We start from the raw sequence: 12,624 nt of genomic DNA, 5'->3' as shown, positions 1-12,624 counted from the left end.
TCGGCACGGCCCCGCGCCCGCCCCGGCGGCGCACCGGCCGCCCACCCCGACCGACCCGGAGGAGCCGCATGCCGTCCGACCCCACGCCCACGGTGGCGGTGGCCTGCGTGACCCAGGACCGGCACGAGGACGTCCTGACGCTGGTCTCCGCCCTGCGGGCGCAGACCGTGCCGGTGGCCTCGCTGTGCCTGGTCGACGCCGGCCGGGAGCCGCTGCCGCGGCAGCGGCTCGAGGAAGCGATCGGCGGCGCCTTCGCGCTCGAGTACGTCCGGTCGCTCGCGAACCTGGGCGGGGCGGGGGGCTTCTCCCTGGCCATCCTCACCGCCCTGGCGACCGGGGCGGGGCGCGTCTGGCTCATGGACGACGACGCGCACCCCGAGCACGCCGACTGCCTCGAGGTGCTCCTGGAGGAGGCGGCACGGCGGGAGCTCTCGGTGGTCTCTCCCCTCATCGTGGCCCCGCAGGACCACTCCGCGCTGGCCTTCTCGTACCGCCTCGACGGGCGGATCACGCACTCCCGGGCCGCACTGGAGCCCCTCGGCTTCCTGCCCGGACACGCCGCGTTCTTCAACGGCGCCCTCGTGGCCGAGGACGTGTTCTTCCGCGTCGGGCTGCCCGACCTCAAGCTGTTCCTGCGCGGGGACGAGGTGGACTTCCTCGTCCGGCTGCGCCGCTCCGGGCTGCCCTTCGGCACGACCACGCGGGCGGCCGTGGCGCACCCGCCGGGCTGGGGCGAGGAGCACGAGGTGATCCCCGGCCGGCTCAAGGTCGTGGTGCCCGAGACAGAGTTCAAGCGCGCGCACTTCTTCCGCAACCGGGGCTGGACCACGTGGCACTACAAGCGGGTCGTCCAGCTCGGGGCCGACCTCGTGGGCTACCCCCTCTACTACCTGCGCCGGCGGGACCCCCGGGGGCTCGCGCAGTGGGCGGGCCGCTACGTGGGCGGGATGCGCGGGCGCGGCTTCGGCGGCCCGCGGTGAGACCATGACGCCGTCCTCCTCCGGCCCCGGGACGCCCCTCCCGTTCTCCGTGCTCATGCCCGTCTACCGGGCCGACACGGTGGGGCGGGTGCGCCGCGCGGCCGAGTCCAGCACGGTCGACCAGCAGCGCCGCCCGGCCGAGCTCGTGATCGTGCGCGACGGACCCGTCCCCGAGGAGCTGGAGGAGGAGCTGGGCCGCTTGGCGCGGGAGCTTCCCGTGCCGGTCGTGCGCGTGGACCTCGAGCGCAACGCGGGGCTCACCGCCGCGCTCAACGCCGGCCTCGCCCGGTGCACGCACGACGTCGTGGCCCGCGCCGACGCCGACGACGTCTCCTACCCCCGGCGCTTCGCGGTGCAGCTGCCGGTCGTCGAGGCGGGCGCCGACCTGGTCGGCGCGTCGATGCACGAGATCGGCGACGACGAGCACCGCCCGCTGGCCCTGCGCCGGGCACCGGTGGGGGAGCGGGACATCCTGGCCGTCTCCCGGCGGCGCAACCCCGTGAGCCACCCCACCGTCGTGTTCCGGCGTCCGGCCGTGCTGGCCGTGGGCGGCTACGAGGACGTGCCCCTGGCGGAGGACTACTGGCTGTGGGTGCGGATGCTGCACGCGGGCGCCGACGTCCGCAACGTCGCCGAGCCCCTGGTGGGCTACCGGGTCTCCGCGGGCTCCTACGAACGCCGCGGCGGATGGCGGGTGTTCCGCGCCGAGCTCGCCCTGCAGGCCAGGCTGCGCGGGATCGGCCACGTGGGGTTCCTACAATGGGTGGGCAACGTGGTGGTGCGCGGAGGCTACCGCTTCGTCCCCACCCGGGTCCGGGAGCACGCGTACCGGGCCATGGTCGGCGCACCCCGGCGCTGACCGTCCGGCCCCCGCACCCGCCCCCCCCGGCACCGACCACGAGAGGAACGACCCGATGAGTGGTGAGCTCCAGCGCTCCACCGGCCGCACGGCGGTGCCCCGGGGCGCGGCCCCCCGCGGCGGCGGGCCGGAGAAGCCCGTGGCCTGGCTGTGGATCCAGATGCTGCTGGACTCCGCGGCCTGGGCGGTGGCCCTCCTGCTGGCGCTGGTGCTCCGCTACGAGATGGCCCTGCAGTTCATCAGCGTCCCCGGGCTGCTGCTCGTGTCCGCGGTGGCCGTGGCCGCCCAGCTCGTCGTCGGCTTCTCCTTCGCCCTCTACAAGGGGCGGTACTCCTTCGGCAGCTTCGACGAGGCCAAGCTGCTCGTGGTGGTGACGCTCATCGTCACGGCCGTGATCCAGGTGCTGCTCCTCGTGCTGGGCACCAGCATCGGCATCCCGCGCTCGACCGCCCTGATCGCCTTCCCCTTCGCGTGCCTGTTCATGGCGGCCTTCCGCTACCTCAAGCGGATGTACCAGGAGGCCTCCGCCCGGCCCGGCGCCTCCGCCCAGCACGTGGTGATCTACGGGGCCGGCTATCTCGGGACGTTCCTCGTCCACCGGATGATGCAGGACCCGAACTCGCAGTTCCTGCCCGTGGCGCTGATCGACGACGACCCCGCGAAGAAGCACCGACGGATCTCCTCCGTGCCCGTCCTCGGGACCCTCCACGACCTCCACGACGTCATGGCCCGCACGCGCGCGTCCGTGCTGATCGTCGCGGTCTCCGACCCCGAGCCCCGGCTGATGCACCGGGTCGCCGACGCCGTGGCGGGCACGGGGATCCGCGTCATGACCATGCCCCCGATCGGCGAGGTGCTCACCGCCAAGCACAAGTCCGTGGACTTCCGGGACATCAGCATGGAGGACCTCATCGGCCGGCGGCCGGTGGACATCGACGTCGACGAGATCGCGGGCTACGTGAAGGGCCGGCGCGTGCTGGTGACCGGTGCCGGCGGCTCGATCGGCTCGGAGCTGTGCCGCCAGCTCGTGTGCTTCGAACCGGCGGAGCTGATCATGGTGGACCGTGACGAGTCCGCGCTGCAGGCCACGCAGATCTCGATCACCGGGCGCGGGCTGCTGGACGGCCGCGACACCGTCCTGGCCGACATCCGGGACCCGGAGTCCGTCGGGGCGATCTTCCGGGACCGACGCCCCCAGGTGGTCTTCCACGCGGCCGCCCTCAAGCACGTGTCGCTGCTCGAGCAGTACCCGGACGAGGCGTGGAAGACGAACGTCCTGGGCACGCTCAACGTCCTGCAGGCCGCCCAGGCGGTCGACGTCGAGGTGTTCGTGAACATCTCCACGGACAAGGCCGCCAACCCCACCACCGCACTCGGTCACTCCAAGCGCGTCGCGGAGAAGCTTACCGCGTGGACGGCCGACCGGACGGGACGCCGCTACGTGTCCGTGCGCTTCGGCAACGTCTTCGGCTCCCGGGGGTCCATGCTCCCGCTGTTCACGGAGCAGATCCGCCAGGGCGGACCCATCACGGTGACCCACCCGGAGGCCACCCGGTACTTCATGACGATCCCCGAGGCCTGCCAGCTGGTCATCCAGGCCGGGGCCATCGCCCGCGGCGGAGAGGTCCTCATCCTGGACATGGGCGAGCCCGTGCGGATCATGGACATCGCCGAGCGGCTGCGGGTGATGAGCGGACGCGAGGACGTCGAGATCGAGATCACGGGCCTGCGGCCGGGGGAGAAGCTGCACGAGGACCTCATCGGCCTCGGCGAGACGGACGAACGTCCCTTCCACCCCAAGATCTCCCACGCGCGCGCCGAACGGCTCGACCCGCAGCAGCTGGACCGGCACACCTGGAAGGTGCGCGGCGGCATGGTCTACACGGGAAGGATCCCGGTCGTCCAGGCCTCCACGCAGCCCCCGCCCACCTCGGTGCAGCAGCCCCGCAGCTCCTCGGGGCGGGCGTCGTGAGCGCCGTGGTGCCCCGGCTGCCGGCCCCGGGTCCGGCCGGGCTGGAGCTCACGGACCCGGGCGCCGCCCCCGGTCCCGAGGAGCTGCGCCGGCTCGCAGAGCTCGCCCTGACCGTCGGGCTCCCCGCGCTCGTCCTGAGCCTGGTGCTGCCCCTGGTGGTCAAGCCCCTGCTGGCCCGCTGGGGGGTCGTGGACGTCCCCACGGAACGCTCCTCGCACCAGCGCACGGTCATCCGCGGCATGGGACTGGCCGTGGCCGCCGCCGTGCTCCTGGCCGACGGGCTGGCCCTGGCCACCGGGGCGATCGAGGTGGACCGTTCGGTGGCGCTCGTGGTCCTGGCCGTGGCCGGGCTGTGCGCGGGGCTGGGGTGGGCCGAGGACTACCGCGGCGTCTCCGTGCGGATCCGCCTGGCCGTCCAGCTGGCGATCGGGCTGGCGGCCACGTCGGTGCTCGTCACCGTCCTGGGCACCTCCGCGTGGTGGCTGCCCGTGGGCACCCTCGCCGTCGCGGCCTACGTCAACATGGCCAACTTCATGGACGGGATCAACGGGATCTCGGGCCTGCACGGACTCGCAGCCGGCCTGCTCTACGCCTGGGCGGGAGCCTCGAACGACCTCCCGTGGATGGTCGCCGCGGGCCTGGCCGTGGCGGGCGGCTTCGCGGGCTTCCTGCCCTGGAACCTCGGCCGCGGCACCGTCTTCCTCGGGGACGTCGGCTCCTACCTGCTGGGCGGGTCCCTCGCGGGCATCGCCGTCGCCGCGTTCCTCTCCGGCGTCTACGTGGAGTACCTGCTGCCGCCGCTGGCCGTCTACGTGGCCGACACCTCGGTGACCCTGCTGCGCCGGATCCGGGCGGGGGAGGCGTGGTACCGGCCGCACCGCCAGCACGTCTACCAGCGACTCACCGACGCGGGGCTGAGCCACCTCGGCTCGGCGCTCGTCGTCACCGCCGCGACCGTGCTGGTCAGCGTGGTCTCGGTCGCCGGGCTGCGCGCCGGTCCGGCCGCCACGGCCGCCGCCGGGGTCTTCGCGGTCGCGGTCCTGGCGCTCTACGTCGCCCTCCCGGCGCTGCTCGTCCGCCGTGCGGGCGTCCGCGGCCGGGAGGAGTCGCGCCGGTGAGCCCCGCGGCCGGCGCCCTGCTCAGCGCGGCGGTGGGAGCAGGGCTCGTGGGGGTGGTCCTGGGGATCAGCCTGCTCGTGGTCCGGGCCGTGACACCCGTCTCGCCCACGGCCGTGGCACCCGCCCTCGCCGTGACCTACCTGGTCAAGGCCTTTGTGCTGGGCTGGATCCTGCTCAACGTGCCGAGACCCCCGTGGCTCGAGCAGTGGTGGCTCGCCGGCGCGGTGCTGCTGAGCCTCGCCGGTTGGCTCACGGCCCAGGCCGTGTGGACGGCCCGGGCGAGCCGTGCCGCCGCGGCGGAGCCGGCCGGCCGGCAGGCCCGCGCAGCGCGTCACGAGACGGACGTGCCGGGCGACGCACCGGCGCCCGGCACCGGGCCGCACCAGGAGGACGGTCCGGGCGGCGGACCGGGGGAGGGGACACCACCATGAGCGCGCACGACGACGACAGGCCGCACGACGACAGGCCGCGCGACGACCGACCGGACGACGGCCGGCCGGCCCCCGGCGAGGACGGGCCGCGCGGGAACGGCGTGGCCGGGCGGGCCTCCAGAGGGCCGTCCCGGGGCTCCCGGCTGCGCACGGCGGGGGAGCTGGTCGAGGCCGGAGGATGGGCCGGAGGCCTCGCGACACTCCTCTACGTGGTGATCGGGATGGGGTTCTGGAGTTTGGTAGGGTGGGGTGCGGATCGCCTGCTGGGAACCCAGTGGATCGTGGTCCTGGGCGCGTGCATCGGCGCCGCCTCCGGGATCTACATCGTGTACCTCCACCTGCAGGACGGGCTCACCCGCGGCTCGTCCTCGGACGGACAGGACCCGGACGACACGCATCCGTCTGGACCGGACTCGGCGCCTCGACCGTGATTCTCGGCCAGGACACTGCAGAAAGGACCCGCATTGACCGCCGCCCTGAGGCTCCCTGCTGCCGGAGGCTTCCAAGCTCCGACCGTCGAGGACATGCATCTCCCCCCGCTCCTGGAGCTCGGTTCCTTCGCCCTCGGCAAGCAGATGCTTCTCGTGGCCCTCTCGGTGGTCCTGGTGGCCGGGTTCTTCATGTGGGCCGTGCGCCGGCAGGCCCTGGTCCCGTCCAAGGGGCAGTACCTGGGAGAGGTCGGCTACGGCTTCGTCCGCAACCACCTGGGCCGTGACATCATCGGCGAGCACGACTTCCGCCCCTACATCCCCCTGCTGTTCACCTTCTTCTTCTTCATCCTGGTGAACAACTTCTTCGGCTCCGTCCCGCTCCTGCAGCTGCCGAGCATCTCGCACCCCGGCGCCGCCTACGTGCTGGCCGGGATCGCCTACGTCACGTGGGTCGTGATGGGCATCAAGCGCCACGGCTTCGGCCACTTCATGGGCAAGATGACCATGCCGCCGGACGTGCCGAAGATCCTCTACGTCCTGCTCATCCCCATCGAGTTCCTCTCGAACCTCGTGATCCGCCCCGTCACGCACGCCCTGCGTGTGTTCGCGACCATGTTCGCCGGACACATCGCCATCATGGTGGCCGCGTCGATGACCGCGTTCCTGATCACCGAGATGGGCGGGCTGGGTGCCGCGACCTCCGTGCTCTCCGTGGTCCTGGGGCTGTTCATCTACTTCCTGGAGGTCCTGATCCAGGTCCTGCAGGCCTACATCTTCACCCTCCTCTTCGCCGTGTACGTCCAGGGCGCCCTCCAGGAGGGGCACTGACCCGGTGAGGACCCGGTCCGGCGCCGTCCGGACCCGACCGACCACCCCCAAGCTGTCCAGAGCCGATCACGGCTACGACGCCCGTCCCCCGGGCACCTAGAAAGGAAACATCCACAATGGAAGGTTCGCTCAGCGTTATCGGTTACGGTCTGGCCGCCATCGGCGGTGGCATCGGCGTGGGCCTGATCTTCGCCGCGTACATGCAGGCCGTGGCCCGCCAGCCCGAGGCCCAGCGCGTGATCCAGCCGATCCTGTTCATGGGCTTCGCCGTGGTCGAGGCGCTGGCCATCCTGGGCTTCGTGCTCGCACTGCTCTGACCGACCCGAGCGCCCGGAAAAATTCCTCACTAAAGAACAGGAATCGCACGTATGAACACCGTAATACTGGCAGCTGAAGAGGGGGCCAGCCCCCTCATCCCGGACGTCTGGGAGATGCTGATCACCGGTCTCGGGTTCCTGATCCTCCTCTTCATCGCCATCAAGTTCATCGTGCCGGCGTTCGAGCGGGTCTACAGCGAGCGCACCGAGGCCATCGAGGGGGGTCTGGCGAAGGCCCAGGCCGCCCAGGCCGAGGCGGACGCCGCCCGGGACGAGTACAACCAGCAGCTCGAGAGCGCCCGCCTGGAGGCTCAGAAGATCCGCGAGGAGGCCCGCGTCGAGGGCGAGAAGATCCTGGCGGACTTCAAGGACCGGGCGAACGCTGAGTCGGCACGCATCACCGAGAACGCCCACCGGGCGATCGAGGCGGAGCGCGCGGCGGCCGTGGTCTCCCTCCGGACCGAGGTCGGCACCCTGGCCACCACCCTCGCGGCGAAGATCGTGGGCGAGTCGCTCGACGACGACGCCCGCGCCAACCGGGTCGTCGACAGGTTCCTCGCGGACCTCGACGACGAGCAGCGGCGCAGCGCAGGTGCGGCTCGATAATGGCCGGCGCATCGCAGGAAACCCGTCATCAGGTCACCGGACTCGTCGAGCGGTGGGCCGGTTCCGCCGGCCCCTCGCTCGCGCGTGAGCTCTTCGGCGTGCTGGCCGTCCTCGACGAGAACGGCGCGCTGCGCCGGGCGCTCATCGACCCCTCCTACGACGGGTCGCACCGGGCGCAGGCCGTCCGCCGGATCTTCGCCGGCAAGGTGTCCGACAGCGCCGTGGAGATCGTCGCGGCCCTGGTGGAGCGCCGCTGGAGCGACGACCGGGAGTTCTCGGACGCCCTCGAGGCCGCCGGCGTGCTCGTCGCGGCCGCCTCCGCCGAGAACCGTGGCGGTCTGGCGGCCCTCGACGAGGTCGTCGACCGGCTGATCGCGTTCAAGGGCGTGCTGGACGGCTCCCACGAGCTGCAGCGAGCCATGGGCGACCCGCGGGCGGACGTCGACGCGAAGACCCGCCTGGCACGGCGGCTCGCTCCCGAGGCCTCGGAGGAGGCGCTGCTGCTCATCGAGCAGGCGGTCCTCTCGCCCCGGGGGGCCCTGGTGGGCCGCCTCGTCGAGCGTTTCGCGGAGGAGGTCGCCGCCCGCCGGCAGCAGTGGATCGCGCACGTCACCACCTCCCGGCCGCTGGGCGAGGACCAGGTCCGGCGTCTGCAGGACCAGCTGAACACGCTGTACGGCAAGGAACTGAAGCTTGCGGTGGAGGTCGATCCGGCGCTGCTGGGTGGGCTCAGGGTGCAGATCGGCGAGGAGGTCATCGACGGTTCCGTCGCGACCCGTCTCGACGAGCTCCGCCAGCGGATCAGCGCCTGACCCGACCCGGGGTCCGGCAGGACCCCCCGCGGCGCCGTCCCGGGCGCGCTCCGGCCGGACCGCACGGCCGGCGGCCACCGGGAGGGTCCGCCCCAGAATGGACGCACGGTCACCGCCGACGCAGTGATCACGAACTAGGAGAGCAGGGACAGACGATGTCCGAAGTCACCATCAATGCCGACGAGGTCCGCAGCGCGCTCAGCGAGTTCGCCGCGTCCTACGAGCCCGGCACCGCAGAACGAGTCGAGGTCGGTCGGGTCAGCAGCGCCGCCGACGGCATCGCCCGGGTCGAGGGACTGCCCTCGGTCATGGCCAACGAGCTGCTGCGCTTCGAGAACGGCGTCCTCGGCCTGGCGCAGAACCTGGACACCCGCGACATCGGCGTCGTCATCCTCGGCGAGTTCCGCGGCATCGAGGAGGGCCAGGAGGTGCACCGCACCGGGGAGGTCCTCTCCGTGCCCGTGGGCGACGCCTACCTCGGCCGTGTGGTCGACCCGCTGGGACAGCCCCTGGACGACCTCGGCCCCATCGAGGCGGAGGGCCGGCGCGCCCTCGAGCTGCAGGCGCCGGGCGTGACCATGCGCAAGTCCGTCCACGAGCCGCTGCAGACCGGCATCAAGGCCATCGACGCCATGATCCCGATCGGGCGCGGTCAGCGTCAGCTGATCATCGGCGACCGCCAGACCGGCAAGTCCGCGATCGCGCTGGACGCGATCCTCAACCAGCGGGCCAACTGGGAGTCCGGCGACGTCGACAAGCAGGTCCGCTGCGTCTACGTGGCGATCGGCCAGAAGGCCTCGACCATCGCCGGCGTGCGCCAGACCCTCGAGGACAACGGCGCGCTCGAGTACACCACCATCGTGGCGGCGCCCGCCTCCGACCCCGCGGGCATCAAGTACCTGGCCCCCTACGCGGGCTCGGCCATCGGCCAGCACTGGATGTACGGCGGCAAGCACGTCCTGATCGTCTTCGACGACCTGTCCAAGCAGGCCGAGGCGTACCGCGCCGTGTCCCTGCTGCTGCGCCGCCCGCCGGGGCGCGAGGCCTACCCGGGCGACGTGTTCTACCTGCACTCCCGCCTCCTGGAGCGCTGCGCCAAGCTCTCCGACGAGCTGGGCGCTGGCTCCATGACGGGCCTGCCGCTGGTCGAGACGAAGGCGAACGACGTGTCGGCGTTCATCCCGACCAACGTCATCTCGATCACCGACGGTCAGATCTTCCTGCAGTCGGACCTCTTCAACGCCAACCAGCGTCCGGCCGTCGACGTCGGCGTCTCCGTGTCCCGCGTGGGCGGTGCGGCGCAGATCAAGGCCATGAAGAAGGTCTCCGGCACGCTCAAGCTCGAGCTGGCCTCCTACCGGGCCATGGAGGCGTTCGCGATGTTCGCCTCCGACCTCGACGCCGCCTCCCGGCAGCAGCTGACCCGCGGCGCCCGCCTCATGGAGCTGCTGAAGCAGAAGCAGTACAACCCGTACGCGGTCGAGGACCAGGTCGTGTCCATCTGGGCCGGCACCAACGGTCACCTCGACGAGGTCGAGGTCGCCGACGTGCTGGACTTCGAGCAGGCCCTGCTCGACCAGGTGCGCCGCACGACCAACGTCCTGGACTCCATCGCCGGGACCGGCAAGCTCGAGGACGACGCGATCTCCGCCCTGGAGACGGCCGTGGCCGAGGTCAAGCGGGACTTCCGCGGCACCAAGCACGGCATCGAGCCGGGCCACGAGGAGCACGAGCCCCTCGACGCCTCCGCGGTCGACCAGGAACGGATCGTCAAGAAGTAGCCGGCGGGCCGGTGCGCGCCCAGCGCACCGGCCCCGGTGACGAAAGGAAGTCACATGGGAGCGCAGATCCGGGTCTACCGGAACAAGATCGCGTCGACCAAGTCCATGAAGAAGATCTTCAAGGCCATGGAGATGATCGCGACCTCGCGCATCAACCGGTCCCGGCAGCGCGTGAACGCGGCGCGGCCGTACGCCAACGCGCTGACCCGCGCCGTCTCGCAGGTCGCCAGCCAGCACAACGTCTCCCATGTCCTGACCACGCGGGCAGACGAGGTGCGCCGGTCCGCCGTCGTCATCATGACCTCGGACCGTGGCCTGGCGGGGTCCTACTCCTCCAACGTGCTCAAGGAGGCGGAGGGGCTCATGGAGCTGCTCCGGGCCGAGGGCAAGGACGTCAAGATCTACCTGATCGGCCGCAAGGCACAGGCGTACTTCGACTTCCGGCACCGCACCTACGAGCGGACCTGGACGGGCGACACCGACAGCGCCGACCCGGAGCGGGCGCGGGAGCTGCGGCAGGTGCTCGTCGAGGACCTCGAGACCGCCTACGAGGACGGCGGCGTGGACGAGATCCACATCGTCTACACGGTGTTCCGGTCCATGGTGACGCAGGAGCCGCGGGTGCTGCGCCTGCTGCCGCTCGAGGTCGTCGACGCCAACGCCCTCACGGACGAGGTGGCCGAGGAGTACGCCGAGATCGAGGAGACGAACCACCACTTCGACTTCGAGCCGAACCCGGAGGATTTCCTCGACGCCGTGCTCCCGCGCTACATCGACGCCCGGCTGTACGCGAGCCTGGCCAACGCCGCCACCAGCGAGCTCGCGGCGCGCCAGCGCGCCATGAAGGCCGCCGGGGACAACGCGGACGAGCTGATCAAGAAGTACACCCGCCTGATGAACAACGCCCGGCAGGCCGCGATCACCACCGAGCTCACCGAGATCGTGAGCGGCGCAGAGGCCCTGTGACGGGCCCCGCCGGCGATCCAGCAACCACCCACCTCGAAACAGTGAAGTGAGAGAAATGACTGTCACCACCAACGAACAGGCCGCGCAGCCGGTCTCGGGCGGGGCCATCGGCCGCGTCGCGCGCGTGATCGGCCCGGTCGCGGACATCGAGTTCCCGGAGCACGCGGTTCCCTCGGTCTACAACGCCCTGACCGCCGACTACGAGCTCAACGGCGAGAAGAAGAGGATCACCTTCGAGACCGCCCAGCACCTCGGCAGCAACATGGTCCGCGCGATCGCCCTGCAGCTGACCGACGGCCTGGTCCGCGGCGCGGAGGTCGTGGACACCGGCGCACCGATCTCGGTGCCCGTGGGCGACGTGGTCAAGGGCCACATCTTCAACGTCCTGGGCGAGGCGCTCGACGTGGAGACGTCCTCCCTCGACATCACCGACCGCTGGCCCATCCACCGCAAGGCCCCCTCCTTCGCGGAGCTCGAGGGCGCCACGGAGATGATGGAGACCGGCATCAAGTCGATCGACCTCCTCACCCCCTACATCAACGGCGGGAAGATCGGCCTGTTCGGCGGCGCGGGCGTGGGCAAGACGGTGCTCATCCAGGAGATGATCACCCGTGTGGCCCGCAACTTCGGCGGCACCTCCGTCTTCGCGGGCGTCGGCGAGCGCACCCGTGAGGGCAACGACCTCTGGGTCGAGATGGAGGAGGCCGGCGTCCTGAAGGACACGGCCCTCGTGTTCGGCCAGATGGACGAGCCGCCCGGAACCCGTCTGCGCGTGGCCCTGACGGGTCTGACCATGGCGGAGTACTTCCGCGACGTGCAGAACCAGGACGTGCTGCTGTTCATCGACAACATCTTCCGGTTCACCCAGGCCGGCTCCGAGGTCTCGACCCTGCTGGGCCGCATGCCCTCCGCCGTGGGCTACCAGCCCAACCTGGCCGACGAGATGGGGGTCCTGCAGGAGCGGATCACCTCGACGCGGGGCCACTCGATCACCTCGATGCAGGCGATCTACGTCCCCGCCGACGACTACACGGACCCGGCCCCGGCCACGACGTTCGCGCACCTGGACGCCACCACGGAGCTCTCCCGCGAGATCGCCTCGCGCGGCCTGTACCCGGCCATCGACCCGCTCTCCTCGACCTCGCGCATCCTCGACCCGCAGTACGTGGGCCAGGAGCACTACGACGTCGCGACCCGCGTGAAGTCGATCCTGCAGGAGAACAAGGAGCTGCAGGACATCATCGCGATCCTCGGCGTCGAGGAGCTCTCCGAGGAGCAGAAGGTCGTCGTCTCCCGGGCGCGCCGGATCGAGCAGTTCCTGTCCCAGAACACCTACACCGCCAAGCAGTTCACCGGCGTGGAGGGGTCCACGGTCGCGCTGGCCGAGACCATCGAGGCGTTCGGGAAGATCACCGAGGGCGAGTTCGACCACGTCCCGGAGCAGGCGTTCTACAACGTCGGCGGCCTGGACGACGTCATGCAGAAGTGGGACGAGATCAAGTCCCGGACCGGCGGCAAGTAGT

The 12,624-nt window shown here is 71.3% G+C and carries 13 protein-coding genes; all 13 read left to right on the top strand.

The features are described 5' to 3' along the window. Positions 1 to 68: 68 nt before the first annotated feature. The 13 genes from ACH9EU_RS12600 to atpD all read left to right on the top strand — a co-directional run bounded on the left by ACH9EU_RS12600 (position 69) and on the right by atpD (position 12,623). Positions 69 to 980, top strand: coding sequence for a glycosyl transferase (locus tag ACH9EU_RS12600; protein ID WP_396414258.1), 912 nt, complete (start codon positions 69 to 71; stop codon positions 978 to 980). 4 nt (positions 981 to 984) lie between these two features. After that, entirely contained in the window at positions 985 to 1,839 is an 855-nt protein-coding gene (locus ACH9EU_RS12595) for a glycosyltransferase (protein ID WP_396414257.1), read from the top strand. Between the two features lie 55 nt (positions 1,840 to 1,894). Beyond that, positions 1,895 to 3,811 carry a polysaccharide biosynthesis protein gene (locus ACH9EU_RS12590; protein ID WP_396414256.1) on the top strand — a complete coding sequence of 639 codons (1,917 nt, stop codon included), beginning with the start codon at positions 1,895 to 1,897 and terminating at the stop codon, positions 3,809 to 3,811. Continuing rightward, positions 3,808 to 4,929, top strand: a complete 1,122-nt coding sequence (locus ACH9EU_RS12585; protein WP_396414255.1) for an MraY family glycosyltransferase — start codon at positions 3,808 to 3,810, stop codon at positions 4,927 to 4,929. The genes ACH9EU_RS12590 and ACH9EU_RS12585 overlap by 4 nt, the downstream gene beginning before the upstream one ends. Next, positions 4,926 to 5,360 (top strand): hypothetical protein, encoded by a 435-nt coding sequence (locus ACH9EU_RS12580; RefSeq protein WP_396414254.1) that lies wholly within the window; start codon positions 4,926 to 4,928, stop codon positions 5,358 to 5,360. Before ACH9EU_RS12585 ends, ACH9EU_RS12580 begins: the two co-directional genes overlap by 4 nt. Then, positions 5,357 to 5,791 (top strand): hypothetical protein, encoded by a 435-nt coding sequence (locus ACH9EU_RS12575; RefSeq protein ID WP_396414253.1) that lies wholly within the window; start codon positions 5,357 to 5,359, stop codon positions 5,789 to 5,791. The genes ACH9EU_RS12580 and ACH9EU_RS12575 overlap by 4 nt, the downstream gene beginning before the upstream one ends. Positions 5,792 to 5,884: 93 nt before the next feature. Next, the gene (gene atpB, locus ACH9EU_RS12570) at positions 5,885 to 6,619 is read left to right on the top strand and encodes a F0F1 ATP synthase subunit A (protein ID WP_396414252.1); all 735 of its coding nucleotides are present in this window, start codon (positions 5,885 to 5,887) and stop codon (positions 6,617 to 6,619) included. 116 nt (positions 6,620 to 6,735) lie between these two features. Continuing rightward, positions 6,736 to 6,936 (top strand): F0F1 ATP synthase subunit C, encoded by a 201-nt coding sequence (locus tag ACH9EU_RS12565; protein ID WP_396414251.1) that lies wholly within the window; start codon positions 6,736 to 6,738, stop codon positions 6,934 to 6,936. A gap of 51 nt (positions 6,937 to 6,987) precedes the next feature. Further along, a complete protein-coding gene (locus ACH9EU_RS12560; protein ID WP_396414250.1) occupies positions 6,988 to 7,542 on the top strand; it encodes a F0F1 ATP synthase subunit B in 555 nt (184 codons plus the stop codon). After that, positions 7,542 to 8,354, top strand: a complete 813-nt coding sequence (locus tag ACH9EU_RS12555; protein WP_396414249.1) for a F0F1 ATP synthase subunit delta — start codon at positions 7,542 to 7,544, stop codon at positions 8,352 to 8,354. The genes ACH9EU_RS12560 and ACH9EU_RS12555 overlap by 1 nt, the downstream gene beginning before the upstream one ends. Positions 8,355 to 8,509: 155 nt before the next feature. Beyond that, positions 8,510 to 10,135, top strand: coding sequence for a F0F1 ATP synthase subunit alpha (gene atpA, locus ACH9EU_RS12550; protein WP_396414248.1), 1,626 nt, complete (start codon positions 8,510 to 8,512; stop codon positions 10,133 to 10,135). A 54-nt stretch (positions 10,136 to 10,189) separates the two neighbouring features. After that, entirely contained in the window at positions 10,190 to 11,101 is a 912-nt protein-coding gene (locus ACH9EU_RS12545; protein ID WP_396414247.1) for a F0F1 ATP synthase subunit gamma, read from the top strand. 55 nt (positions 11,102 to 11,156) lie between these two features. After that, the gene (atpD, locus tag ACH9EU_RS12540; RefSeq protein ID WP_396414246.1) at positions 11,157 to 12,623 is read left to right on the top strand and encodes a F0F1 ATP synthase subunit beta; all 1,467 of its coding nucleotides are present in this window, start codon (positions 11,157 to 11,159) and stop codon (positions 12,621 to 12,623) included. Position 12,624: the final 1 nt, after the last annotated feature.

It is taken from the genome of Kocuria rhizosphaerae, assembly GCF_044462265.1.
Taxonomy (GTDB): domain Bacteria; phylum Actinomycetota; class Actinomycetes; order Actinomycetales; family Micrococcaceae; genus Kocuria; species Kocuria rhizosphaerae.
This window is presented reverse-complemented; position numbering and strand designations above follow the sequence as displayed.